The following is a 25,971-nucleotide window of genomic DNA, read 5'->3' as shown; positions in this document are numbered from 1 at the left end:
AAAATGGAAGCGCGCCATTATACCCATCCATGGCGCGCCGCTCAATGCAAAATAAGGGCCTTCGGTCAGCCTTGCGGCAGTTTTACCTGCACCACCGCCACTGGCTGGTCCAACCAGTCGGCAAAGCTGTCGAGGAAGGCCTGGGTAAACCCGGCCTCGCCCCAGTTATTGAAGATGAACCCCAGGTTGGAAAAGGCACACGGCTGCAAATAGAGAAAGCCATTGATGTCGTCTTCGAAGCCGCACAGCGGGCACGTGAAGTTGTCACTCACCCCCGGCATCCACTCCTCCAGGCTCTCGAACAGCGGCTCGCCGACCTCGCGCCGGCACTCCGGGCAACCGGCTTCTTCGAGAAAACCGTCGGTGGGGGTGTAGATGCAACGCTTGAGCATTACCTCCAGGCCGTTGACCTGCTCGCCGAACGGCAACTTCTCGGGATGCAGGGCCACCTTGCGCGCCCCCTCCGCCAGGGCATGGCCCATGCGGTTGCCGGTGCGCCCACAGGTGCTCAACTGTTCCTCGACGATTTTTTCGCGCACCAACCAGCGCAGGATGGCACGGGCGCGGGCCTCATGGACGGGCACGGTGGACAGTTTGGGGACGATGATGCTCTGGGTATTCATGGGTGAGGCGGGCCTGCGGACTGCGGTAATGGCGCAATTCTAGCGCCTGCTCAGGCGCTCAGGTAGCGACCGATCAAGGCCAGGCCGCTGGCCAGGACCAACCAGGTGACCAGGCGGATGAAGGCCTCGCGAGACAGTTTCAAGGTCAGTCGCCTCCCCAACCAGGTGCCCGCGAACATCACCGGCAGCAGGCAGGCGGCGAGCAGCAACAGGCTGGTATCGGCATACACCCCGGCGAGCAGGAACAGCGACAGGCGCACCACCGTGCTGCAGCTGATCAGCGCGACCTGGGTCGCGCGCACCTGTTCCTTGGCCTCCAGGCGGGCACTGAGGTAGATCGCGTAGAGGAATCCACCACTGCCGAACAAGGCGCCGAACAACCCGCCCACCGTGCCCATGGGCACCGCCCAGGCGCCCGACAGGCTAGCCGGGCGTACCTTGACCGCCAGGCCATAGACCGCATAGGCGGTCACGAAGATGCCCATCAGCAACAGCAACACATCGGACTTGAGCCGCAGCAGGAACACCACGCCCAGGGCGCAACCCACGGCCATGAACGGCAGCAGGCGCAGCAACTCGCCGCGCACCACATCGCGCCGCGACGGCAGCAGGTTGCCGAAGGCTGCGACGAAATCCAGCAGCACCAGCAACGGAATGATCCGTGACAACGGCATGAAATGGATCAGCACGGGGCCAGCGACCAGCGCAGTGCCGAAACCGGCAATACCGAAGACGATATAGGCCACCCCCACTCCCAGCAGGATGGGCAGCCAGTCGAACGTGGAAAACGACAGTTGAGCGAGCATCGCGGCAGTCCCCTTGAAGACAACTGAAGGTTAGCCAGTGACGAGCCATGCCGACTAATATGCTTTTTTGCCACTAGACATCTCGAAAAGGCATGACATGACTTCGATCCGCCAGCTGCGCTACTTCGTCGAAATCGCCGAGGCCGGCAGTTTCAGCGCCGCCGCCGAGCGGCTGTATATTGCCCAGTCGGCCCTCAGCCGACAGATCAAGGAGCTTGAGCTTCACCTGGGTACCGTCCTGTTCGAACGCACTGCCCGCCAGCCACGGCTGACCGTCGCCGGGCTGGCCTTTCTCGAGCGCGCCCGCCATCTGCTTGCCGACCTGGACAAGGCCGAGCGCCTGGCCCGGGAAATCGGCCAGGGCCTGCGCGGCAGCCTGCGACTGAACCACTCCAGCACCGTGCCGCTGACCGGCCATTTGCTGCAGCGCCTCGGCGGCTACCTCGAGAATAATCCCGGCGTTTCCCTGGAGATCGCTCAGCAATCGTCGGAGGCGCAACTGGAGGACATCGCCGAAGGCCGCCTGGAGATCGGCCTGTTGCGCCTGCCGGTGCTGCGCCAGCATGAAGGCGTGGAGCTGCATGCGCTGTTCGACGAACCCCTGCTGCTGGCAGTGGCGGCGGGCCACCCACTGGCCACGGCAAGCAGTGTTCGACTGGACCAACTGCGCGAGGAACGTTTCATTTCCATCCCCAATCGCCAGCGTGGCGGCCTGAGCTACCTGTCGGCGTCGCTGTGCATGAATGCGGGGTTCTTTCCGCAGGCAGCACAGGTGGTATCGCGCAAGACCACGCAACTGCAACTGATCCAGGCCGGGTTCGGGGTGGCGTTGTTGCCGGCGAGCATGCGCGAGATTGCCCCGCCGGCGGTGCATTTCGTGCCGCTGGACGAGGCGTGCCAAAGTACCGTGGCGCTGGCTTGCCGGCGGGATGCCGGGGAACTGGTGGGCCAGTTCGTGGCGATCATGCAAGGCTGAAGGCCTCATCGCGGGTCAAGCCCGCGATAGAGGCCGGCACAGACAACCAGGCCTTCGCTCCTTTATGATGCCCGCCATGATCAGAGACCCTTTCGAACGACTCGGCCTGGACCGCGAGGTCCTCACCGTCAGCCAGCTCAACGGCCGCGCCCGCGTGCTGCTCGAGGACGTGTTCCGCAGCGTCTGGGTGGAAGGCGAGATTTCCAACCTCGCCCGCCCGGCCTCCGGCCATATGTATTTCACCCTCAAGGACAGCGGCGCACAGATCCGCTGCGCGCTGTTCCGGCAGAACGCCGCCCGGGTGCGCCAGGCCCTGCGTGACGGCCTGGCGGTACGGGTGCGCGGCAAGGTCTCGCTGTTCGAAGGGCGTGGCGACTACCAGCTTATCCTCGATACGGTCGAACCGGCCGGCGACGGTGCCCTGCGCCTGGCGTTCGAGGCGCTGAAGGAAAAGCTCGGCGCCGAGGGGCTGTTCAGCACCGAACGCAAGAAGCCGCTACCGGCGCACCCGCAACGCATCGGCATCATCACCTCGCCCACCGGCGCGGTGATTCGCGACATCATCAGTGTGTTTGGCCGCCGTGCGCCGCAGGTCGAGTTGAACCTGATCCCCACCGCGGTGCAGGGCCGCGAGGCGATCAGCCAGATCGTCCGCGCCCTGCAGATGGCCGATCGGCAAGGCTTCGACGCGCTGATCCTGGCCCGTGGCGGTGGCTCCCTGGAAGACCTCTGGTGCTTCAACGAAGAGGCCGTGGCCCGCGCCGTGGCCGCCTGCGTCACGCCCATCGTCAGCGCCGTGGGCCATGAGACCGACGTGTCGATCAGCGATTTCGTCGCCGATGTGCGCGCCCCCACGCCGTCCGCCGCCGCCGAGCTGCTCGCCCCCGACAGCAGCGGCCTGCAGCAGCGCCTCGACGGCCTTCAACGGCGCCTGCTGCTGCGCATGCAGAACCGCCTGGCCCACGACCGCCTGCGCCTCGACGGGCTGGCCCGACGCCTGCGCCACCCCGGCGAGCGCCTGCGCCAGCAGGCCCAGCGCCTGGACGACCTGGACATGCGCCTGCGCCGCGCCTTCATGCTCGACATGAACCAGCGCCAGCAACGCCTCGGCCGCCTCGACACGCGCCTGGCCGCGCAACATCCGGGGCGCAGCCTGAAACTGCTCAAGCAGCGCCTGGACAGCCTCGCCGAACGCCTGCCGCGGGCCATGCGCGACGTGCTCAAGGACCGCCGCCAGCGCTTCCAGGCACAGTTGCAGACCCTGCAGGTGGTCAGCCCGCTGGCCACCCTCGCCCGCGGCTACAGCATCCTCCTGGATGAGCGCGGCCAGGCCATCCGCAGCGCCGCGCAAACCCACAACGGCCAACGCCTGACCGCCCGCCTCAACGAAGGCGAGCTCAAGGTGCGGGTCGAGGACAACCACCAGACCCCGGTCACCCTCTCGCTACTGGACTGACACATGCCACGCCTGTTCGCGCCCCTGCTTGCCCTTGCCCTGCTGCTGCCGGTCACGGCCGCCCACGCCAGCTACATCACCCGCGCCCTCAACAAGCCCGTGCCCGGCGGCGTGGCGGTGGTCGACCTGGGCCCGGCCGCCAGCGCCCCGACCGCGCGCTTCGATGGCAAACCGGTATTGGTGGTCAGGGAGCAGGACAACTGGCTGGCCATCGTCGGTATTCCACTGACGCAAAAGCCCGGCAGTGCCGTGCTGACCCAGGGTGGGCGCAACATTCCTTTCAGTGTCGGCAGCAAGAAGTACCCCGAGCAGCACATCACCTTGAAGAACAAGCGCCAGGTCAACCCTGAACCGCAGGACCTCAAGCGCATCGACCGCGAACTGGCCGAGCAGATAAAGGCCTACCGCAGTTTCAGCCCTGCGCTTCCGAGCAACCTGATCCTCGACAAGCCGGTCAACGGCCCGCTGTCGAGCAAGTTCGGCGTGCGCCGCTTCTTCAATGGCGAGGAACGCAACCCCCATGCCGGCCTGGACTTCGCCGTGCCCGCCGGCACGCCGATCAAGACCCCGGCCAATGGCAAGGTGATCCTGGTGGGCGACTACTTCTTCAATGGCCGCACGGTGTTCGTCGACCATGGGCAAGGCTTCATCAGCATGTTCTGCCACATGTCGAAGATCGACGTGAAGCCGGGCCAGGCGCTGCGCCGTGGCGAGGTGGTGGGCCGCGTGGGCTCCACTGGCCGGGCCACCGGCCCGCACATGCACTGGAACGTCAGCCTCAACGATGCGCGGGTGGATCCGGCGATCTTCATCGGCGCGTTCCAGCCCTGAAATCGCAATCGCGGGGCGAGCCCGCCCCCACGTAGCCCACGCTTGCCCCGCGACTTGCGCAATGAAAAAACTTAACGCAATAAAATCTCATCAGGTCAAATTTAAAAGCCATAAAAACTCAGTAAATTCGTTTTTTTAAGCATTCCTCTCAATTTTCTCGCAATGCTTGCCATACCCAAACCCACTGGTTAGGGTTGAGCATATGAACATCTTCAGCACCCTCCTCCAACAACACCGCAGCCTCTGCCTGGTCAGCGCCCGACTACCAGGGTGAATCGCGTCGCCTCGCCTTTTCATCTCGTACACGTTCGGCAGGCCCGATCACGGCCGCACATAAAAGGATTGCTTCCATGACCATGCTCAAAGATCCATCGAAGAAGTACCGCGCTTTCCCGACCATCGACCTGCCTGACCGTACCTGGCCGTCGAAGACCATCACCCAGGCGCCGATCTGGTGCAGTTCCGACCTGCGTGATGGTAACCAGTCGCTGATCGAGCCGATGGATGCCGAGAAGAAGCTGCGTTTCTGGAAGACCTTGGTACAAGTAGGCGTAAAGGAAATCGAAGCCTCGTTCCCGTCCGCATCGCAGACCGACTTCGACTTCGTGCGCACCCTGATCGAAGACGGCCACATCCCGGACGACACCACTATCCAGGTGCTCACCCAGGCCCGTGAAGACCTGATCGCGCGTACCTTCGAATCCCTGCGCGGCGCCAAGAAGGCCATCGTTCACCTGTACAACGCCACCTGCCCGTCGTTCCGCCGCATCGTCTTCAACCAGGACAAGCAGGGCGTCAAGGACATCGCGGTCAACGCCGCCAAGCTGTTCGTCAAGTACGCGGCGCAGCAGCCTGAAACCCAGTGGACCTTCCAGTACTCGCCCGAAACCTTCAGCGCCACCGAACTGGAGTTCGCCAAAGAGGTGTGCGACGCGGTGATCGAGGTGTGGAACCCGACCCCTGAGCACAAGATCATCCTCAATCTGCCGGCGACCGTCGAAGTCGCCACGCCGAACGTCTACGCCGACCAGATCGAGTGGTTCTGCCGTAACGTCAACCGCCGCGACAGCGTGATCATCAGCCTGCATACCCACAACGACCGGGGCACCGGTATCGCCGCCACCGAGCTGGGCCTGATGGCTGGCGCCGACCGCGCCGAAGGCTGCCTGTTCGGCAACGGCGAGCGTACCGGCAACGTCGACCTGGTGACCCTGGCACTGAACCTCTACACCCAGGGCATCGACCCGCAGCTGGACTTCTCCGATATCGACGGCGTGCGCAAGGTCGTCGAGGAGTGCAACCAGCTGCCGGTGCACCCACGTCACCCGTACGTCGGCGACCTGGTGCACACCGCGTTCTCCGGCTCGCACCAGGACGCCATTCGCAAGGGCTTCGCCAAGCAGCAGGACGGCGAGCTGTGGGAAGTGCCATACCTGCCGATCGACCCGGCCGACATCGGCCGCAGCTACGAGGCGGTAATCCGCGTCAACAGCCAGTCGGGCAAGGGCGGCATCACCTACCTGCTCGAGCAGGAATATGGCATCAGCCTGCCGCGCCGCATGCAGATCGAGTTCAGCCAGGTGGTACAGGGCGAAACCGACCGTCTCGGCCTGGAAATGACCGCCGAGCAGATCTACAAACTGCTGCAGAAGGAATACCTCCAGGCCAACGCGCCATATGCCCTGGTCAGCCACCGCCTGCAGGAAGAGAACGGCAGCAGCCACGTGCAAGTGGAAGTCTCCGGTGAAGGCGAAACCACCCTGCACTGGCACGGCAAGGGCAACGGCGCCCTCGAAGCACTGGTGGCCGGCCTGCCGATCGCCGTGGAGATCATGGATTACAACGAACACGCCATCGGCGCCGGCACCAATGCCAAGGCCGCGGCCTATATCGAGCTGCGCGTGGCCGGCGGGCGTCCGGTGCACGGCGTGGGCATCGACGAGAACATCACCACCGCCAGCTTCAAGGCACTGTTCAGCGCACTGAACCGCTCGCTGAGCCAGCAGCAGGCCAAAGCGGCGTAAGCCAACGCTGATAACCAAAGCCCGCATCCTCGATGCGGGCTTTTTTGTTGGTTTTCCCGAGCCCATCGCGGGCTCGTGGGAGCGGGCTTGCCCCGCGATAGAGCCGGAACCGGCAGCACCCAAATCGCAGGCGAAAAAAAGGGGCGCCGACCAAGCGCCCCACAAGCCGTGTAGCACACAACGAAATCTGTCAGTCCAGCAACGCCATCGCCTCGGCGCTGCACGCCTCGATCCGCGCCCAGTCGCCGTTCTTGATCCAGCTGCTGTCGAGCATCCAAGTGCCGCCCACACACATCACATTGGGCAGGGCCATGTAGTTGCGCACGTTGGCCGGGTTGACCCCGCCAGTGGGGCAGAAGCGAATGTCGCCGAACGGGCCGCCGAACGCCTTGATGGCCGCCACGCCGCCACTGATCTCGGCGGGGAACAGCTTGAAGCGGCGATAGCCCAGGGCGTAGCCCATCATGATTTCCGACGGCGTGCTGATGCCTGGCAACAGCGGAATGTCGCTGTCCACACCCGCCTCGAGAATATCCTGGGTGATGCCCGGGGTGACGACGAACTGCGCCCCCGCCGCCTCGACCGCCGCGAACATGCCGCGGTCGAGCACGGTGCCAGCGCCGACGCACAGCTCCGGGCGCTGCTCGCGCAGCACCTGGATGGCCTTCAGGCCGTGTTGCGAGCGCAGGGTCACTTCCAGGGTGCGGATGCCGCCGGCGGCCAGGGCATCGGCCAGGGGCAGGATGTCTTCCTCACGGGCGATGGTGATTACCGGCAGGATGCGCGCCTTGTTGCAGATCGCGTCGATCCGCGCGGCTTTGTCGGCCATCGAGAGCAAAGGCTGTGGGCGTTCGAGGGTGGTCATGACAATGGATCCTTGGCTCATGGGCACCAGTAGATGTCCAGGGGGTCGTGAAGAAAGGCGCGAATCGGCATTTCGGTTGGGTCTTCGGCCGCCAGCGCGGTGCGCAGGGTGGCTAGCTTGGCCGCGCCCTGCACCGACAACAGGGTCAGGCCGGCAGTGGCCAGCAGTGCGCGGGTCATGCTCAGGCGCTGGTGTGGCACGCTGGGTGCCAGCATCGGCAGGCAGCGGCGCTCACCGACCTTGGCCAGGCCCTGGCGCAGGTTGGGGCTGGCCGGGAACAGCGAGGCCGTATGACCATCGTCGCCCATGCCCAGCACCAGCACATCGATCGGCGGCAGGTCGGCCAGCACCTGGTCGGCCTGCTCGGCAGCGGCTTCGAGGGTCGCTGCGGGCTGGTAGAGCCCGATAAAGCGAGCCTTGGCCGCCGGTCCCTTGAACAGGTGGCGAGCCAGCAGGCCGGCGTTGCTGTCGTCGTGCGCCACCGGCACCCAGCGCTCGTCGGCCAGGCTCACGGTGACCCGGGTCCAGTCCAGCGCCTCACCGGCCAGCTTCTCGAGAAACGGCACCGGGCTACGGCCGCCAGACAGCACCAGGCAGGCCTGCCCCTTGCTGGTGATCGCCTGGCGCAGGCGTTCAGCCACATCATGGGCCTGGGTCGCCGCCAGGGTTTTCGGATCGGCCAGCTGATGAACCTTCACGGTCGCCGGCAGTTGCAGTTCAGATATCGCCATACCAGGCCCTCCCATCACGTGTAATCAATGCAATCGAGCTCATCGGCCCCCAGGAACCGGCCGCATAGGGCTTGGGCGCGTCGCCGGTGTGCTTCCAGCCAGCGATCAGCTGGTCGCACCATTTCCAGGCGTATTCGATCTCGTCCTTGCGCACGAACAGGTTCTGGTTGCCGCGCATCACTTCCAGCAGCAACCGCTCGTAGGCGTCCGGGATCCGCGCGCTGCGCCAGGTGTCGGAGAAATTCAGCTGCAGCGGGCCGCTGCGCAGTTGCATGCCCTTGTCCAGGCCCTGTTCCTTGGTCATCACCCGCAGCGAAATACCCTCGTCCGGCTGCAGGCGAATGATCAGCTTGTTGCCGATTTGCAAACGCTGTTCCGGGGCGAAGATGTAGTGCGGGGTTTCCTTGAAGTGGATGACGATCTGCGACAGCTTCTGCGGCATGCGCTTGCCGGTGCGCAGGTAGAACGGCACGCCCGACCAGCGCCAGTTGCGGATATCGGCGCGCAGGGCGACGAAGGTCTCGGTGTCGCTCTGGGCGTTGGCGTTGTCCTCTTCGAGGTAACCCGGCACCGGCTTGCCGTCACTGAAACCGGCGATGTACTGGCCACGCACCACATGGGTGCTCAGCCCTTCTCCGGTGATCGGTGCCAGGGCCTTGAGCACCTTGACCTTCTCGTCGCGGATGCTGTCGGCCGAGAGATCGCTGGGCGGGTCCATGGCGATCAGGCAGAGCAGCTGCAACAGGTGGTTCTGGATCATGTCGCGCAGCTGGCCGGCCTTGTCGAAGTAGCCCCAGCGGCCCTCGATGCCGACTTTCTCGGCGACGGTGATCTCCACATGGGAGATGGAATTCTGGTTCCACTGGGTTTCGAACAGGCTGTTGGCGAAGCGCAGGGCGATCAGGTTCTGCACCGTCTCCTTGCCCAGGTAGTGGTCGATACGGTAGACCCGGCTCTCGGGGAAGAACCGCGCCACGGCGTCGTTGACCCGGCGCGACGACTCCAGGTCGTGGCCGATGGGCTTTTCCAGCACCACCCGGGTACGCGATGCCAGGCCGGCCTTGTCGAGGTTCTCGCAGATCGCGCCGTAGACCGCCGCCGCCGTGGCGAAGTAGGCGATAAGCGGCTGCTCGCTCGGTGCCTGTTCGGCCAAGGCCTGGTAGCCCTCGGGCTCGACGAAGTCCAGGTGCAGGTAATTCAGGCGCGCGAGGAAGCGCCCCAGGGAAGCGGCATCGATCTCGGCCTCCGGCACGTGGCGGCGCAGATGAGCTTCGATGTTGTTCATGTGCTCCTGCACACTGCCCGGCTCGCGGGCCAGGGCCAGCAGGCGGGTGTCGGGGTGCAGGAGATCGGCGCGGTCGAGCTGGTAGAGCGCGGGGAACAGCTTGCGCAATGCCAGGTCGCCTAGGGCGCCAAAGAGGGCGAAGGTGCAGGGTTCGACACTGATCGCGGCCATGATGTTGGTTCTTTTATAAATGTTGGACTAGGAATACCGGTTTCAACCCTGCTTTTCAAGGGTTAATGTAGTAAAAACCACAACATCCAATACAGCCATTACAGACAAGTGGTGTGACAATCTTACCGACAGTAGGATACACACCAGCGCAAAAAAGCCTGCTTCCCGACCCAAGGACACACCATGGACCGCGTGCGAAACCTCCTGGAACAGATCCAGGGCCGCCTCGACGAGTTGAACAAGGCCGAACGCAAGGTCGCCGAAGTCATCCTGCTCAACCCGCAACAAGCCACCCGCTTCAGCATCGCCGCCCTGGCCCAGGCAGCCAGTGTCAGCGAACCGACGGTCAACCGCTTCTGCCGCTCGTTCGGCGTCAGCGGCTACCCCGAACTCAAGCTGCAACTGGCGCAGAGCCTGGCCAGCGGCGCCGCCTATGTCAGCCGTGCAGTGGAGGCCGACGACGATCCGGCCGCCTACACCCAGAAGATCTTCGGCAGTGCCATTGCCTCGCTCGACAGCGCCTGCCAGGCGCTCGACCCGCAGCAGGTCAGCCGCGCCGTGGACATGATGATCCAGGCCCGGCAGATCCACTTCTTCGGCCTCGGCGCCTCGGCCCCGGTGGCCCTCGATGCGCAGCACAAGTTCTTCCGTTTCAACCTCGCCGTGTCGGCCCACGCCGATGTGCTGATGCAGCGCATGCTGGCTTCGGTGGCCCATACCGGCGACCTGTTCGTGATCATTTCCTACACCGGGCGCACCCGCGAGCTGGTCGAGGTGGCGCGCCTGGCGCGGGAAAACGGCGCCTCGGTGCTCGGCCTCACCGCCGCCGGCTCGCCCCTGGCCCAGGCTTGCAGCCTCAGCCTGCATATCCCGCTGCCGGAGGACACCGACATCTACATGCCGATGACCTCGCGGATCATCCAGCTCACTGTGCTCGATGTGCTTGCCACCGGCATGACCTTGCGCCGCGGCGTGGACTTCCAGCCACACCTGCGCAAGATCAAGGAAAGCCTCAATGCCAGCCGCTACCCGATCGAGGACGACGACCTCAACTGAGCCGGTGCGCCTGCAAACGCAGGTGCGCCCGCTCGCCCGGCGCCAGGCTCAGGCCCTCGTCACTGCCGCTGGCCGCCTCCACGCAGACGAAGCCTTGGCACTCCCGCCCGCTCACGCCCATCAAGGGCCGATTGCCAGGGTGCCAGACCACGGTGTCGTCACTGTCGCCGGTATCGATGCACAGTTCGCGCTGCCAAGCCGGGTCCTGCAGCTGCACCCGCGGCGTGCCGGGATAGACCCGCTGGCAACCGCCCTTGAGGGTCAGCGCGCCATCTTCGCGGCAGGCCTGGCGATTGAGGCGGTCGTAGCCGTCGATGTCCTCCAGCCCGGATAGCGCTATCTTCGACACGTCGCTGATCCGCCAGTAGGCCAGCAGCGCATGGCTCAGCTGGCACGGTTCGCTGTCCTGGTGCTCGGTGCTCAGGCTCAGCTCCATGCTCGCCCCGAGCCGGGCATGCAGGTCGACCTGCCAGTCGCACAGGTCCAGGCGCCATTTCAGGGTCACCCCTTCCTCGTCCTCGCGGCTGTCCACCAGCTTCCAGTCCAGCAGGCGCGCCCAGCCATGGGCCGGCCACAGGTCCTCGCTGGGATGGCGGCCATACCAGGGCCAGCACACCGGCACGCCACCACGGATGGCCCCCACCTGCGGCCACTGCTCGGCGCACCACAACCAGGGTTTCTCACCGGCGGGTTGAAAGTGCAGGAGCTGCCCGCCCTGGCGGCTGAACACCGCCTGGCAGCGAGGGTGGTCGATGATCAGCACATCGCGCTGCTGGTAACGCTCCCACTCGAAGGTCGGCCTCGGCCGTTGCGAGGTGAAGAAGCGATGTAGCGGATGTTCAGGCATGGTTTCCAAGCTCTTTTGTTGTTCGAGATAGCGCTGTCTCAGCCTGTGCCCGTTAACCACTGCAGACCAGTGGTTAGCGGGAGGCCGAAATGGATGGCGTAAATTTACAACAATTTTTCTCAGAATGACGACTGAATCTTCAATCCCGCGACCAGCGCGTTGTCCACTTCATCCACACCGCCCGGGCTCTTGATGTACTGCAGGTTCGGGCGCACGGTCAGCCAGTTGGTGACGTGGAAGCCATAGTAGAGCTCGGCGTTGTATTCGGTGCGCTGCAGCGGTGCAAAGCCTGGGTTGTCGTAGTCATTGATGCCGGACTGGGCATTGAGCAGCTCGGCGCGCTTTTTCACATCGTCGTTGACGTGGATACGGGCGATGCCAAAGCCGATATCGTCCTTGGGCCGGGCGTCAAAGGCGCCTTTATAGACCATGCCGACCTGCTGGTAGTTGTCGACCACGTTGGTGGCCTTGTCATGCACGGTGAAGTTGGCGAACAGGCTCAGGCCGCGGTTGACGTCGCCAGCATGGGCGGTGACCTGCTGCTGCGCCACCACCCACCAGCCGTGCTTGCTGGAGTGCGACTTGAACGCCGCGCCGGTCAGCGCCTGCGGGTTGCCGTTGATGTCGTCGTACACGTCGTCGGCCTTGGCAGTGCTGTAGTAGTAGCCCAGGCGGTACTCGCCCGGCAGGCCGTTGACCTTCGGCGACCACACCGCCTCCACCGGCAGGATCGCGCCCTTGGTGCCACTGCCGCTGAGCTTGAAGCCGTTGCCGGTCTCCAGGTTCGACGGGTTCTGCTCGTAGGCACCGACCTGGACGAAGAATTCCGGGGTGATGTTGTACTTGACCCGCAGCGCCCACTGGCTGACCGGCCAGTTGTACCAGATGCCGCCGACCCAGTTGCCCACCTGCGAGCCGCAGAAAGCCAGGTTCTGGAAGTCGCAGGGGAAGCTGTTGAAGTCCTCGCCCTCGCCGAAGCGGCCGAATTTCACGTCCAGCGCGCCGTCGAAGTACTTCTGCTTGACCCACATCTGCGTCAGGCGCCAGGTCTGGCCGCGCCCCCAGACCTCCTGCACCGAGCTGAACTGCCCGGCACGCGGGTCGCTGATGCGGTCGTTGGACAGGTTGCGGCCGCTGCGCTCGGTGATCGCCAGCTTGAACTCGGTGTCCTTCCAGCCGAAGATCTTCTCCAGGTCCAGGTGCGCGCCCAGGGCGAACTGGTCGCTGTAGCGCGCGGTCTTGTCGTCGTTGTAGCCACCGTGCAGGTTGCCGGCCACTTCGCCAACGTAGTCGAGGGTGAAGTCGTAGCCCTTCTCCAGCAGCTCGGTGCGGGTGCCGCCCCAGTCGCCGGTCATCCATTTCGATTCCGACGAGAAAGCCTCGGCGGCCTGGGCCCCGCTGCTGCCGACCACCGCCAGCAAGGCGAGCGATCCCAAGGTCTTGATGCGATTGCGATGTTCCATCCCTTTGCGTCCTCTTTTCTTGTTATGCATTGTTCTAGACGATTCAACGGCCTTTGAAGCGAGTCACGTTGTCCTTGATGGCAGTGCCACTGGCGGCGAGGTCGAGGCGCTCGCCGCTGCCGGCGTCGAACAGCAACACCCGCGCCGGGTCGAACTGCAGGTTGAGGCTGTCGCCCACCCGGCACGCCACATCCGGCGCCAGGCGGCAGCAGACCTTGGTCTGGTTGAGGGTGACGAACACCAGCAGATCCGGGCCAGTGGGCTCGGTGACCTGTACTTCGGCGCGGATCGCGGGCATGCCGTTGCCCTCCGCAGCGCCCAGCGAGATTTGTTCAGGGCGCACGCCGAGAATGATCTCGCGCCCTTCCAGCTCGTCCGCCGCCACGCCCAGCGGCAGCTCGCAGCGCGCCTGGCCGCTGTCGAGCAGTGCCAGCACCCGGCCGTCCTGCTTCATCAGGCGCACAGGGATGAAGTTCATCGGCGGCGAGCCGATGAAGCTGGCGACGAACAGGTTGGCCGGGTCGTTGTAGATCTGCTGCGGGGTGCCGAACTGCTGGATGATGCCGTCCTTCATCACCGCCACCTTGTCGCCCAGGGTCATGGCCTCGATCTGGTCATGGGTGACATACACCGTGGTGGTCTTCAGGCGCTGGTGCATCAGCTTGATCTCGGTGCGCATCTCTACCCGCAGCTTGGCGTCGAGATTCGACAGCGGTTCGTCGAACAGGTAGATCTTCGGCCGCCGCGCCAGCGCCCGGCCCATGGCCACGCGCTGCTGCTGGCCGCCGGACAACTGCCCGGGCTTGCGCCCCAGCAGGTGCTCGATCTGCAGCAGCTTGGCGACCCGCGCCACCTCCTCGTCGATGGCGGTCTGGGACATCTTGCGGATCTTCAGGCCAAAGGCGATGTTGTCGCGCACGTTCATGGTCGGGTACAGCGCGTAGGACTGGAACACCATGGCGATGTCGCGATCCTTGGGGCTCATGCCGCTGACATCCTCGTCGTCGATGAGGATCGCCCCGCCGCTGATGCTTTCCAGGCCGGCGATGCAGTTCATCAGCGTCGACTTGCCGCAGCCCGAGGGCCCGACCAGGATCAGGAACTCGCCGTCCTTGATCGCCAGCTGGATATCCTTGAGCGTGTCCGGCAGGCCAGCGCCATAGGTCTTGTGCACATTGCGAAGTTCGAGTGTTGCCATGACTTACCCCTTGACCGCGCCGGCGGTCAGCCCGCGCACGAAATACTTGCCCGCAATAACGTAGACCAGCAGCGTCGGCAGCCCGGCGATCATCGCCGCGGCCATGTCGACGTTGTATTCCTTGGCCCCGGTGCTGGTATTGACCAGGTTGTTCAGGGCCACGGTGATCGGTTGCGAGTCGCCGCTGGAGAACACCACGCCGAACAGGAAGTCGTTCCAGATCTGGGTAAACTGCCAGATCAGGCAGACCATGATGATCGGCGTCGACATCGGCAGGATGATCCGCCCGAAGATGGTGAAGAACCCGGCGCCGTCCAGGCGTGCGGCCTTGACCAGCGCCTCGGGGATGCTCACGTAGTAGTTGCAGAAGAACAATGTGGTGAAGGCCAGGCCGTACACCACATGCACCAGCACTAGGCCGCTGGTGGTGCTGGCCAGGCCCAGCTTGCCGAGGGTGAACGAGGCCGGCAGCAGCACGGTCTGGAACGGCAGGAAGCAGCCGAACAGCAGCAGGCCGAAGAACAGCTGCGAGCCACGGAAGCGCCACATCGACAGCACATAGCCGTTGAGCGCGCCGATCGCCGTGGAGATCAGCACCGCCGGCACGGTGATCAGGATCGAGTTGAGGAAGTAGCCGTTGACCGTGGCCCAGGCCTTGGCCCAGCCGATGCCGGTGAACGCCGCCGGCCAGCTCAGCAGGTTGCCGCTGCCGATGTCCTCGGGGGTCTTGAAGCTGGTCAGCAGCATGACCACCAGCGGCACCAGGTACAGCAGCACCGCCAGCAGCAGCACCGCATGGATGGCGATGCGGCTGAGGTTCAGCGCGGGTTTGTCGACAGGACTAGTCATGGCGTTTGCCCCGTAGTTCGGAGTACAGGTAGGGGACGATGATCGCCAGGATCGCGCCCAGCATGAGGATGGCGCTGGCCGAGCCCATGCCCATCTGCCCACGGCTGAAGGTGAACGAGTACATGAACATCGCTGGCAGGTCCGAGGAGTAGCCCGGCCCGCCCGCAGTCATCGCCGCCACCAGGTCGAAGCTCTTGATCGCGATGTGCGCGAGGATCATCAGCGAACTGAAGAACACCGGGCGCAGGCTGGGCAGAACCACGGTCCAGTAGATGCGCGGCAGGCTGGCGCCATCGAGCTGCGCGGCGCGGATGATCGACTGGTCGACGCCGCGCAGGCCAGCGAGGAACATCGCCATGATGAAGCCCGAGGCTTGCCACACGGCAGCGATCACCAGGCAATAGACCACCCGGTCGGGGTCGATCAGCCAGTCCAGGCGAAAGCCTTCCCAGCCCCAGTCACGCAGCAGCTTGTCCAGGCCCATGCCGGGGTTGAGCAGCCACTTCCAGGCGGTACCGGTGACGATCATCGACAGCGCCATGGGGTACAGGTAGATGGTGCGGATGAAGCCTTCGCGGCGGATGCGCTGGTCGAGCAGCACGGCAAGGAACACGCCGATGGCCAGGGTGATGCCGATGAACAACCCGCCGAACAGCAGCAGGTTCTTGCTCGCCACCCACCAGCGGTCGTTGTCGAACAGCCGGGCGTACTGCGCCAGGCCTGCCCACTTGTAGGTGGGCAGGAAGGTCGAGGTGGTGAACGAGAGGACGAAGGTCCACAGGATGTAGCCGTAGAAGCCCACCAGGACGATGAACATGCTTGGCGCCAGCACCAGTTTCGGCAGCCAACGCTGCAGCGCGTCCAGGGGTGAGGCCCGCAGGCGGGCGGTTGCTGTAGTCATGATCTGGGTTCCCGATGCGAGATTGCCTGCGCGGGCCTCATCGCTGGCAAGCCAGCTCCCACAGGTACAGGTGTGCTCCGCTGTACCTGTGGGAGCCGCGGTTCGCCGCCGCGGCTTGCCGGCGATAGGGCCGTCAGATCCTTACTTGGCGGCGTTGACGGCTGCGGCCAGCTTCTTCGCCGCGTCGGCCGGATCGGCCTTGGGATCGTTGATGTAGTTGGTCACCACATCGAAGAATGCCCCTTGTACCGCCAGGGTGGTGGCCATGTTGTGCGCCATGCTCGGTTGCAGGCCGCCGGACTTGGCGTCGGCCAGGAAGTCCTTGGCCGCCGTCTGGGCACAGCTGTCGAAGCCGTACTTGCCCATGTCGGCGAGCATGTCGTTACGCACCGGGATCGAGCCCTTGTTGATGCTGAAGACCTTCTGGAAGTCCTCGCCCAGGACCTTGCGGGCGATGTCCTGCTGGCCTGCAGCGGTACCCTTGTCCTTCTGCTTGAATACCACCAGCGAGTCGATGTTGTAGAGGAAGGCCTTGTCGGTGCCCGGGAAGGCCACGCACTGGTAGTCCTTGCCGGCGGTCTTCTTCGCCAGGGTCCATTCGCTCTTGGCCCAGTCGCCCATGATCTGCATGCCGGCCTTGCCGTTGATGACCTTGGCCGCTTCAAGGTTCCAGTCCTGGCCCTTGCCGTCCGGGTCCATGTAGGTGGCGACCTTCTTGAGCTCGGTGAGCGCCTTGACCATCTCGGGGCCGGTCAGGGCCTTTTCATCCAGCTCGACCAGGGCCTTCTTGTAGCCCTCGACGCCCATCACCGAGAGCACCACGCTCTCGAATACGGTGCTGTCCTGCCAGGGTTGGCCACCATGAGCCAGCGGGATGAAGCCGGCGGCCTTGAGTTTGTCACCGGCGGCGTAGAACTCCTCAAGGGTGGTCGGGGCCTTGTCGATACCGGCCTTCTTGAACACTTCCGGATTGATCCACAGCCAGTTGATGCGGTGGATGTTCACCGGCACGGCCACGTAGTCGCCGTCGTACTTGACGGTGTCGGCGACTTTCTTGTCGAGCAGGCCGTCCCACTTCTCGTCCTTGGCCACGTCCTTGAGCACGTCGGGATCAAGCAACCCGGTGGCGGCCCAATCCTGAATATCCGGGCCCTTGATCTGCGCGACCCCGGGCGGGTTGCCAGCCACGGCGCGGCTCTTGAGCACGGTCATGGCGGTGGCGCCACCGCCGCCAGCCACGGCGCCGTCCTTCCAGGTGAAGCCGTCCTTCTCGACCTGCGCCTTGAGCACGTCGACTGCGGCCTTCTCGCCGCCGGAGGTCCACCAATGGACGACTTCCACGCTGCCTTTGGAGTCGGCGGCCTGGGCACTGAGGGAGAACAGGGAGGCGAAGGAGATCGCGGCGGCGAGACGAAGCGTCGGATGCATGGGATTACCTTTCTTGTTGTTATGCGAGGCAAGACTGTCGCTTGCATGGCATGGAGTGTAGGGAGGTCGCGCCCGGCGCCAGGTAACGAACGGATGCGCGAATGTCATCGTCTGGTTACAAAGCCAGCGCCGTGGCCAGGCTCGGCGCCAGCGGCAGGCGTGGCAGCAGCAAGGCCTGGTAGGCGTGGTAGAGGTCGGGCTTGCCGCCCCAGATGCGCGCACTGGGCAGCAGCGCCGGGTCGAGTTCGTGGTGCCAGCTGCCGTGGGCGCAGTCGATGAAGTGACTGGCGATGAAGTCCCAGAAGCAGCGGTACCAGTGTTCGTACTGGGCTTCACCGGTACGTCGCAACAGCGCCGCGGCAGTGGCACAGGCCTCGGCATGCACCCAGTGCAGGCGCTCGCGCACCACCGGGCGGTTGTGCCAGTCCAGGGTGTAGACCAGCCCCGGCGCGCCATCTGCCTGCCAGGCGTGGCGACAGGCGCTGTCGAACAGGCCCCGGGCGGCGGGCAGCAAGGACTCGGGCGCAGGCAGTTGCGCCCTTTGCAGGGCCGCCTCCAGGTGCAGTACCAGGCGCGCCCATTCGAAGGCGTGGCCGGGCGTGGTCCCGTAAGGACGGAAGCCATCGACGGGGTTTTCGCGGTTGTAGTCGGGGAGCGCCTGCCACTGCGCATCGAAATGTTCCGTGACGCGCATGCCGTCGGCAGCGGCGCGGGTCAGGATCAAGCGCTCGACGATCCGTTGGGCGCGCAGCAACCACTGCGTGTCGCCGGTCACGTCGGCCAGGGAGAGGAAGGCTTCGACGCCGTGCATGTTGCTGTTGGCGCCCCGGTAGGCCTCCGCGTGCAGCCAGTCGCGGGAGAACGACTCGCGCAGGGCGCCCTCCTCTTCGCACCAGAAGCGCTGCTCGATGACCTGGGTCACCGCCTCCAGCAACGCCGACGCCTGGCTGATGCCCGCCACCACCGCCGAGCTGGCGGCGAGGGCGACGAAGGCGTGCAGGTAGGCGGCCTTGCCGGTGTCGCCATGACCTTCAGGCTGCGCGTACCAACCGTCATGCTCCTTGTCGCGCAACGGGCCTTGCAGGGCCTCGACACCATGCCCGACCAGTTCGCGGCAACCCGGAACGCCCTGGATATGCGCCAGGGCAAAGCTGTGGGTCATGCGCGCGGTGTTCATGGTCTCGGCCAGGGCGCAACGGGGCAGGCGGCCTTCGTCATCGAGGTTGCCGAACCCCTGGGGCAGGCGCGAAGTCCTGGCGAAGGCGAGCAGGCGCAGGGCCTCGGCGTCGAGCCAGGCATGGTGTGTCGGGGAGTCAAGCCAGCTGATGGCCATGGGTGCACCTTCCTTGTTGTTGTCAGCCGATTCTAGCCAGCGGTCCTGGCTGGCATGTCACGAAGCCCGGCTCGATTGTCACCACATCGTTACATCGAAGCGCTTATCGCGTAGCAAGGGCTCATTCGGCTGAACGCGGCAGGTACAAGGTCACCCGCAACCCACCTTCGCGCAGGTTCAACAGGCTCACCTCGCCGCCATGGCTATGGGCGATGTTGCGCGCGATGCCCAGCCCCAGCCCATACCCCTGCTGCTGCCCGGCGAGGCGGAAGTGCGGCTCGAACACTTGCTCCAGGCGCTGTTCGGGCACCCCCGGCCCCTGGTCGTCCACCTGCAGCACGAAGCTCTCGGCGGTATCGATGATGCGCAGCTGCGCGCGCTCGCCGTACTTGATGGCGTTGTCAATCAGGTTGCCGATGCAGCGGCGCAAGGCCAGCGATTTTCCGGGGTACGGTGCCAATGCCTGCCCCTCCACGGTGATGCGCCCATCGCCGAGATAAGGCTCGGCCAGCATCTCCAGTACCTGGTTGAGATCGATCGGCTCGATGTTCTCGTGGATATCGGTGTCCTTCACGCATTGCAGGGCGCCCTTGACCAGCAGCTCCAGCTCATCGAGGTCGCGGCTGAACTTGGCCTGCAGCTTCTCGTCCTCAAGCAGCTCCACCCGCAGGCGCAGGCGCGTGATCGGTGTGCGCAGGTCGTGGGAAATGGCGCTGAACAGCTGGGAACGCTCGGTCAGGTAGCGGCTGATCCGCTCGCGCATGTTGTTGAACGCCCGCCCCACCTCGACCACCTCGCTACCGCCGCCCTCGGCCACTGGGGCCACGTCGGCACCCAGCGACATTTCCCGCGCCGCCCGTGCCAGGCGTTTGAGCGGCCGGCTCTGCCAGTGCACCAGCAGGCCGATGAACAGCAACAACAGCACGGTAGTCAGGGCAATGAAACCGATCTGCTGACGCGGCAGGCGTTCGGCCTCGAGGCTGGTGTAGGGCTCAGGCAACAGCGAGGCGATGTACAGCCACTCGCCCTCGCCGAGGCGGAGCTGGGTCACCAGTACCGGCGGGTTGAGCGGCTCGAGGGTGAGCGAATAGTGCGCCCAGGAGCGGGGCAGCTCATCGAGTTTCAGGCCGCTGTTGAAGATGCGCAGATCGTCAGGGCTGACGAACTCAACGGAGATCTCCATCTGCTGGCCAAGGCGCTCGTGCAGCACCTCTTGAAAAACGTCGATCACCGCCTGCTTGCGCGGGGTGATCGGCAACACCGGCATTTCCAGCGGCTTGACGTTGAGCGAGACGAAGAAGCGCGTGCCACCCATGCTGCGCAACTGGTCCAGCACCATGGGCCGGTAGGCCACCGGCAGCGAACGGAAGTAGCTGACACTGGCACTCATCGAATGCGCGAGGCTGCTGGCGCTGGCGCGCAAGCCCTGCAGCTGGCTGGCGCGCAATTGCGCGACCCAGATCACGCTGGACAGGCCCTGGGCCAGCAACACTACCAGCAAGGTAAGCAGCAGCATGCGCCCCAGCAGCGAGCGCGGCAGCAGGCGCCAGCGACGCTCGTCAGGCCGGGCAGACATTGGCCGCCAGCAGGTAGCCGCTGCCGCGCACGGTACGGATCAGCCGGGGTGGTTTTTCCGTGTCGCGCAGGCGCTGGCGCAGGCGGCTGACCGCCATGTCGACGATACGGTCCAGCGGCATCGGCTCGCGACCACGGGTGGCGTTGCCGATGGTGTCGCGGTCGAGGATCTGCTGCGGGTGATCGAGAAACAGCTTGAGCAGGGCGAAGTCGGCGCCGGAGAGGATCACCTCTTCGCCGTCGCGGTGGAACAGACGGTGGCTGATCGTGTCGAGGCGCCAGTCATCGAAGGCCAGCACCGCACTGGCCGGCGCCGCCTGGCCGAAATCGGCACGACGCAACAAGGCCTTGATCCGCGCCTGCAACTCACGCGGGCTGAAGGGTTTGCCGAGGTAGTCATCGGCGCCCAGCTCCAGGCCGATGACCCGGTCGGCTTCATCGGAACTGGCGGTAAGCATGATGATCGGCACCCGCGCCTGGCGCGGGTGCTGGCGAACCCAGCGACACAGGCTGAAGCCGTCTTCGTCGGGCAGCATCACGTCGAGGATCACCAGGTCGTAGGAGTTGGCGTCCAGGGCGCGGCGAAAGCCCTGGCCGTCAGGTTCGGCGTGCACCTGCAGGCCGCAGCGGGCGAGGTAGGTCTGCAGCAGTTCGCGGATGTCCTGGTCGTCGTCGACCATCAGGATCGATTTGCCGGCAGTGGTCACAATGGTCAGTCCTTTTGTAAACGCAGATCTTGATGCCTGCTGTGGGGGGCCGCAGTGCGGCTCCGTCGGTTAGAGGTCCAGCGCTTGCTGCAAAGCCACTCCGGCCCCCAGCAACCCGGAAAACTCCGCCGTCACCAGCCACACCGGCACCCCGGCGAAATACCCGCTCATGCAGCCCTTGTCGGCGAAGCTCGCGGCAAAGCCGCTGCGCAGGAACAATTCGGCGAAACGGGGAATCACGCCACCGACAATGTAGACGCCACCCCGCGCCCCGAGGGTGAGCACATTGTTGCCCGCCACCCGGCCGAGGAACCGGCAGAACTGCTCGACCACCGCCAGCGCCCGTGGCTCGTTGGCCAGCGCCGCGTCGGTGATCTGCGCCGGGGTCTTGTGCGTCGGCGCAGCACCATCGAGCGCACAAATGGCCTGGTACAGGCGCACCAGCCCACCGCCACTGAGCACGGTCTCGGCACTGACATGGCCGATCTGCCGATGGATTTCCTGGTGGATCGCCGCCTCACGGGCATTGCCCACCGGCAGGTCGACATGCCCGCCCTCCCCCGGCAGTGCCAGCCAATGCTCACCGTGGCGCAGCAGGCTGCCCACGCCCAGGCCGGTGCCGGGGCCGATCACCAGCGCCGGGCGCGATGGATCGGCGAGGCCTGCGCAGACTTCACGAAATTCGCCTGCGCGCAGGCGGGTCATGCCCAGCGCCATCGCGGAAAAGTCGTTGATCAACAACAGGCGATCGACCTGCAGCGTCTGGCAGAACGCACTGCGGCTCAGGCGCCAGTGGTTGTTGGTAAAGCGGAACTCGTCGCCGTCCACGGGGCCTGCCACCGCCAGGCACACCGCCGCCAGGCCGCCACGGGCGATACCCTGGTCGGCCAGGTAGGCCTCGATGGCCTGTTCGGGGCTGGTGTAGTCGGCGGTGGCCAGCACCTGGACCGCCTGCAGTTCTTCGTCGCGCCACACGGCGAAACGCGCGTTGGTGCCACCGATGTCGCCGACCAGCAAGGCCTTCATTCGAGGTTCTCCAGAGCCGAGGTGAAGGCGCTCGCGCCTTGCTCGGCGGAACTGAACGCCACACGCATGAAGCCGAACAGCTCACGCCCGCAGCCCAGGTCGTTACCCTTGGGTGGCGCTGGCAGTTCACGGCCGGCCAGTTCCTCGGCCGAGACCATGATCCGCAGCGTGCCTTCGGCACCATCGACGCGCACGATATCACCATCGCGCACCCGCGCCAGCGGGCCACCATCAAAAGCCTCCGGGCAGACGTGGATGGCCGCCGGGATCTTGCCCGAAGCACCGGACATGCGCCCGTCGGTAACCAGCGCCACCTTGAAGCCGCGATCCTGCAGCACGCCGAGGAAAGGCGTCAGCTTGTGCAGCTCGGGCATGCCGTTGCAGCGCGGCCCCTGGAAACGCACCACGGCGACGAAGTCCCGCTCCAGCTCGCCTGCCTTGAACGCATCGGCCAGCGACTGCTGGTCATGGAACACCCGGGCAGGCGCCTCGACCACCCGGTGCTCGGGCGCCACGGCGGAAACCTTCATCACGCCACGGCCAAGGTTGCCTTCCATCACCCGCAACCCGCCCTCGGCGGAGAACGGCCGCGCCACCGGGCGCAGGATGCTTTCGTCGAGGCTGTGCCGCGGCCCCTCGCGCCAGACCAGGCGGCCATCCTCGAGGAACGGCTCCTGGGTGTAGCGGCGCAGGCCGTGCCCGGCCACGGTGTTGACGTCCTCGTGCAGCAGGCCCGCGTCGAGCAGCTCGCGAATGAGGAAGGCCATGCCGCCGGAGGCCTGGAAGTGGTTGATGTCGGCCTTGCCGTTGGGATAGACGTGGGACAGCGTCGGCACCACATCGGACAGGTCGGCCATGTCCTGCCAGGTCAGCTGGATGCCGGCGGCCTGGGCGATGGCCGGGATATGCAGGGTGTGGTTGGTCGAGCCGCCGGTGGCGTGCAGGGCGACGATCGAGTTGACCAGGGCCTTTTCGTCGACGATCTCGCCAATGGGCATGAAGCTGCCACTGGCCTTGGTCATGCGCGTGACCTGGCGCGCGGCCTCGGCGGTAAGGGCATCGCGCAGCGGCGTGTAGGGGTTGACGAACGAGGCGCCCGGAAGGTGCAGGCCCATGACCTCCATCACCAGTTGGTTGGTGTTGGCGGTGCCGTAGAAAGTGCAGGTACCGGGGCCGTGGTAGCTCTTCATTTCCGATTCGAGCAGTTGCTCGCGGGTGGCCTTGCCCTCGGCGTAGCGCTGGCGCACATCGGCCTTTTCCTTGTTGGAAATGCCCGAGACCATCGGCCCGCCCGGCACGAAGATCGTCGGCAGGTGGCCGAAACGCAAGGCGCCCATCATCAGCCCGGGGACGATCTTGTCGCAGATGCCCAGCATCAGCGCGCCATCGAACATGTTGTGCGAGAGGGCGATGGCGGTGGACATGGCGATCACCTCGCGGCTGGCGATGGCCAGCTCCATGCCCGGCTCGCCCTGGGTGACGCCGTCGCACATGGCCGGCACGCCGCCGGCGAACTGGCCGACCGAACCGACTTCACGCAGCGCCTGTTTGATCTGTTCGGGGAAGTGCTGGTACGGCTGGTGCGCCGAGAGCATGTCGTTGTAGGCCGAGACGATGGCCACGTTGGCCGCGTTCATCAGGCGCAGGGTCTGCTTGTCGTCCCCGCCGCAGCCGGCCACGCCATGGGCGAAGTTGGCGCACTGCAACTGGGCGCGCATGGGTCCGTCACTGGCCGCCCCACGGATCAGCTCAAGGTAGCGTTCACGGGTACGGCGGCTGCGGGCGATCAGCCGTTCGGTGACCTCAAGGATGCGCGGATGCATGTACTGGACTCCAGGCTAACTGTGGGGCGGCTTTACTGGGGCATTTTCCCTCCAAACGATTGCGACCTAGTCTCTATGAAAAGGCGCCAGCACCGCTCGACAAGGGGACAACCCAACCACTCGTTGTATGTTTAAACAAAATACTGCCAGCAAAAAGGCTTGTTTTCTATCTCTCGGTGAATAATCTTGTAATTCCAACAACAAAACCGTTTCAGTGAAGCTGTCCTTTGTGCCACAGGCTTCACCCGACTGCCAGAGGTAATACCATGACCCTACGCATCGCCATCAACGGATTCGGCCGCATCGGACGCAACGTCCTGCGCGCACTGTACACGCAGGGCTACCGCCAGGACCTGCAGGTCGTCGCCATCAACGACCTGGGCGACAGCGCGATGAATGCCCACCTGCTCAAGTACGACAGCGTCCACGGCACCTTCGACGCCACTGTCGAGGCCGACCACGAAAGCCTCACCGTCAATGGCGACCGTATCGCCGTCAGCGCCATCCGCAACCCTGCCGAGCTGCCCTGGAAAACCTTGGCCATCGATGTGGTGTTCGAATGCACCGGGCTGTTCACCGAACGTGCCAAGGCCGCGGCGCACTTGAGCGCCGGGGCCGGCAAGGTGATCGTCAGCGCCCCGGCCAAGGGTGTCGACGCCACCGTGGTCTACGGGGTCAACCACGATGTGCTGCGCGCCTCGCACCAGATCATCTCCAACGCCTCGTGCACCACCAACTGCCTGGCGCCGATTGCCCAGGTGCTGCACCGCGAGTTCGGCATCGAGCAAGGCCTGATGACCACCATTCACGCCTATACCAACGATCAGGTCCTCACCGACGTCTACCACAGCGATCCGTATCGCGCCCGCTCGGCCACCCAATCGATGATCCCGAGCAAGACCGGCGCTGCCGAAGCCGTGGGCCTGGTGCTGCCGGAACTGGCCGGCAAGCTCACCGGAATGGCCGTACGGGTGCCGGTGATCAACGTGTCGCTGGTCGACCTCACCGTCAACCTGCAGCGCGAAACCAGCGCCGAAGAAGTCAACCAGCTGTTCCTCGAGGCCAGCCGTCATTCCCGGGTATTGGGCTACAACGCCCTGCCACTGGTGTCGTGCGACTTCAACCACAACCCGCTGTCGTCGATCTTCGACGCCAACCACACCCGCGCCAACGGGCGGATGCTCAAGGTGCTGGCCTGGTACGACAACGAGTGGGGCTTCTCCAACCGCATGCTGGACAATTGCCTGGCGTTGTTCAACGCGCGTTAAGGCAGGGTCAGGTCTTCAGAGTAAGGTCTTGTGGGAGTGGGCTGCTGCCACAAGCTTTACTCATTCGTGACATTTCCATGCTTGACCTTGGTCGGTGATGATAAGCATTATCATTCATCCCAAAACGCCCAGGTTCCCCCGTGAGTCAGTCCCGGTTCAACTCAGTGTTCCTCACCCAGCGTCTCACCCTGCTGCGCACGCTGCAGCGCATGGTGGGCAACCCCAGCACTGCCGAGGACCTGCTGCAGGAAACCTATCTGCGGGTCACCCGCGCCCTGGGCGAGCGCCCGATCGAGCACCTGGAACCCTTCGTGTTCCAGACCGCCCGCAACCTTGCCCTGGACCACCTGCGCACGCGCCGGGTGCAAGCGCGCACCTTGGTGGACGACGTGCCCGAACAGGTCCTGCATAACGTCGCAGCCCCTGCCGCGAGCAGCGAGGATGCCGCCCACGCCGAGCAACTGCTCAAGCACCTGAGCGTCAGCCTCGGCCAGTTGAGCGAACGCCAGCAGCGCATCTTCATCCTCAGCCGCCTGCACGGCGCCAGCTACCTGGAAATCGCCGAGCAGTTGAGCGTCTCGGCCAGCACCGTGCAGAAGGAGCTGAAACTGATCATGGCCATCTGCATGGGCGTGGCCGATCGTCACCAGTGACGCGACCGCTCGCCGCTGGTCAGCGCAAAGCCCTTGCCATGGGCAAGGTCTGCACTGATCATGCGCAAAAAATGCC

23 protein-coding genes are annotated in these 25,971 nt (G+C 65.0%); 7 read left to right on the top strand and 16 right to left on the bottom strand.

What is annotated here, in order from left to right:
* Positions 1-65: 65 nt before the first annotated feature.
* Both C3F42_RS23070 and C3F42_RS23065 read right to left on the bottom strand, forming a co-directional pair.
* The gene (locus tag C3F42_RS23070) at positions 66-623 is read right to left on the bottom strand and encodes a hypothetical protein (RefSeq protein WP_023628476.1); all 558 of its coding nucleotides are present in this window, start codon (positions 621-623) and stop codon (positions 66-68) included.
* 50 nt (positions 624-673) lie between these two features.
* Positions 674-1,429, bottom strand: coding sequence for a sulfite exporter TauE/SafE family protein (locus tag C3F42_RS23065; RefSeq protein WP_038706731.1), 756 nt, complete (start codon positions 1,427-1,429; stop codon positions 674-676).
* A 97-nt stretch (positions 1,430-1,526) separates the two neighbouring features.
* On the opposite strand from C3F42_RS23065, the gene C3F42_RS23060 reads away from it, so the two are divergent.
* The 4 genes from C3F42_RS23060 (at position 1,527) to leuA (ending at position 6,716) form a co-directional block, all read left to right on the top strand.
* Positions 1,527-2,405: a LysR family transcriptional regulator gene (locus tag C3F42_RS23060; protein ID WP_104444957.1), complete on the top strand. Its 879-nt coding sequence runs from the start codon at positions 1,527-1,529 to the stop codon at positions 2,403-2,405.
* A 76-nt stretch (positions 2,406-2,481) separates the two neighbouring features.
* A complete protein-coding gene (gene xseA / locus C3F42_RS23055) occupies positions 2,482-3,861 on the top strand; it encodes an exodeoxyribonuclease VII large subunit (RefSeq protein WP_038707595.1) in 1,380 nt (459 codons plus the stop codon).
* Between the two features lie 3 nt (positions 3,862-3,864).
* Positions 3,865-4,692 carry a M23 family metallopeptidase gene (locus C3F42_RS23050; protein WP_094011684.1) on the top strand — a complete coding sequence of 276 codons (828 nt, stop codon included), beginning with the start codon at positions 3,865-3,867 and terminating at the stop codon, positions 4,690-4,692.
* Positions 4,693-5,042: 350 nt separating this feature from the next.
* A complete protein-coding gene (gene leuA, locus C3F42_RS23045) occupies positions 5,043-6,716 on the top strand; it encodes a 2-isopropylmalate synthase (RefSeq protein ID WP_023632519.1) in 1,674 nt (557 codons plus the stop codon).
* A gap of 190 nt (positions 6,717-6,906) precedes the next feature.
* On the opposite strand, the gene C3F42_RS23040 is transcribed toward leuA, so the two are convergent.
* The 3 genes from C3F42_RS23040 to zwf are packed head-to-tail and all read right to left on the bottom strand — an operon-like array spanning position 6,907 to position 9,768.
* Positions 6,907-7,581, bottom strand: a complete 675-nt coding sequence (locus C3F42_RS23040; protein ID WP_046854326.1) for a bifunctional 4-hydroxy-2-oxoglutarate aldolase/2-dehydro-3-deoxy-phosphogluconate aldolase — start codon at positions 7,579-7,581, stop codon at positions 6,907-6,909.
* 17 nt (positions 7,582-7,598) lie between these two features.
* Entirely contained in the window at positions 7,599-8,312 is a 714-nt protein-coding gene (pgl, locus tag C3F42_RS23035; protein WP_094011685.1) for a 6-phosphogluconolactonase, read from the bottom strand.
* Positions 8,299-9,768, bottom strand: coding sequence for a glucose-6-phosphate dehydrogenase (gene zwf / locus C3F42_RS23030; protein WP_104444956.1), 1,470 nt, complete (start codon positions 9,766-9,768; stop codon positions 8,299-8,301). Before zwf ends, pgl begins: the two co-directional genes overlap by 14 nt.
* 192 nt (positions 9,769-9,960) lie before the next feature.
* Here zwf and hexR point away from each other — a divergent pair, with 192 nt between their 5' ends.
* Complete coding sequence (hexR, locus tag C3F42_RS23025; protein ID WP_172670918.1) at positions 9,961-10,824, top strand: DNA-binding transcriptional regulator HexR; 864 nt, start codon at positions 9,961-9,963, stop codon at positions 10,822-10,824.
* Here hexR and C3F42_RS23020 read toward each other — a convergent pair.
* The 11 genes from C3F42_RS23020 to edd form a co-directional block, all read right to left on the bottom strand.
* Entirely contained in the window at positions 10,817-11,671 is an 855-nt protein-coding gene (locus C3F42_RS23020) for a D-hexose-6-phosphate mutarotase (RefSeq protein ID WP_038706736.1), read from the bottom strand. The genes hexR and C3F42_RS23020 overlap by 8 nt on opposite strands.
* Before the next feature lie 119 nt (positions 11,672-11,790).
* Complete coding sequence (locus C3F42_RS23015; RefSeq protein WP_371041597.1) at positions 11,791-13,164, bottom strand: carbohydrate porin; 1,374 nt, start codon at positions 13,162-13,164, stop codon at positions 11,791-11,793.
* A gap of 13 nt (positions 13,165-13,177) precedes the next feature.
* Entirely contained in the window at positions 13,178-14,332 is a 1,155-nt protein-coding gene (locus C3F42_RS23010) for an ABC transporter ATP-binding protein (protein ID WP_094011687.1), read from the bottom strand.
* Between the two features lie 3 nt (positions 14,333-14,335).
* Positions 14,336-15,181, bottom strand: coding sequence for a carbohydrate ABC transporter permease (locus C3F42_RS23005; protein WP_104444955.1), 846 nt, complete (start codon positions 15,179-15,181; stop codon positions 14,336-14,338).
* Positions 15,174-16,082 carry a carbohydrate ABC transporter permease gene (locus tag C3F42_RS23000; protein ID WP_023630395.1) on the bottom strand — a complete coding sequence of 303 codons (909 nt, stop codon included), beginning with the start codon at positions 16,080-16,082 and terminating at the stop codon, positions 15,174-15,176. Before C3F42_RS23000 ends, C3F42_RS23005 begins: the two co-directional genes overlap by 8 nt.
* A gap of 141 nt (positions 16,083-16,223) precedes the next feature.
* Positions 16,224-17,510, bottom strand: coding sequence for an ABC transporter substrate-binding protein (locus C3F42_RS22995; protein WP_094011688.1), 1,287 nt, complete (start codon positions 17,508-17,510; stop codon positions 16,224-16,226).
* Positions 17,511-17,625: 115 nt separating this feature from the next.
* Positions 17,626-18,843, bottom strand: a complete 1,218-nt coding sequence (locus tag C3F42_RS22990) for an AGE family epimerase/isomerase (protein WP_094011689.1) — start codon at positions 18,841-18,843, stop codon at positions 17,626-17,628.
* Positions 18,844-18,964: 121 nt separating this feature from the next.
* A complete protein-coding gene (locus C3F42_RS22985) occupies positions 18,965-20,419 on the bottom strand; it encodes an ATP-binding protein (RefSeq protein WP_094011690.1) in 1,455 nt (484 codons plus the stop codon).
* The gene (locus tag C3F42_RS22980; protein ID WP_201754994.1) at positions 20,403-21,098 is read right to left on the bottom strand and encodes a response regulator transcription factor; all 696 of its coding nucleotides are present in this window, start codon (positions 21,096-21,098) and stop codon (positions 20,403-20,405) included. The genes C3F42_RS22985 and C3F42_RS22980 overlap by 17 nt, the downstream gene beginning before the upstream one ends.
* 96 nt (positions 21,099-21,194) lie before the next feature.
* Entirely contained in the window at positions 21,195-22,151 is a 957-nt protein-coding gene (locus tag C3F42_RS22975) for a glucokinase (protein ID WP_038706741.1), read from the bottom strand.
* Positions 22,148-23,974, bottom strand: coding sequence for a phosphogluconate dehydratase (gene edd, locus C3F42_RS22970; RefSeq protein ID WP_094011692.1), 1,827 nt, complete (start codon positions 23,972-23,974; stop codon positions 22,148-22,150). Before edd ends, C3F42_RS22975 begins: the two co-directional genes overlap by 4 nt.
* A 266-nt stretch (positions 23,975-24,240) precedes the next feature.
* Between edd and gap the strand changes: the two genes are divergently transcribed.
* Together gap and C3F42_RS22960 are read left to right on the top strand one after the other, a co-directional pair.
* The gene (gap, locus tag C3F42_RS22965; RefSeq protein ID WP_038706743.1) at positions 24,241-25,242 is read left to right on the top strand and encodes a type I glyceraldehyde-3-phosphate dehydrogenase; all 1,002 of its coding nucleotides are present in this window, start codon (positions 24,241-24,243) and stop codon (positions 25,240-25,242) included.
* 140 nt (positions 25,243-25,382) lie between these two features.
* Positions 25,383-25,895 carry an RNA polymerase sigma factor gene (locus C3F42_RS22960; protein ID WP_023632569.1) on the top strand — a complete coding sequence of 171 codons (513 nt, stop codon included), beginning with the start codon at positions 25,383-25,385 and terminating at the stop codon, positions 25,893-25,895.
* The last annotated feature ends 76 nt before the right edge of the window (positions 25,896-25,971 follow it).

Source organism: Pseudomonas sp. PONIH3 (genome assembly GCF_002934345.1).
Classification (GTDB): Bacteria; Pseudomonadota; Gammaproteobacteria; order Pseudomonadales; family Pseudomonadaceae; genus Aquipseudomonas; species Aquipseudomonas soli.
The sequence above is the reverse complement of the archived record's forward strand: the minus strand, read 5'-3'. Positions and strand labels throughout refer to the sequence as shown.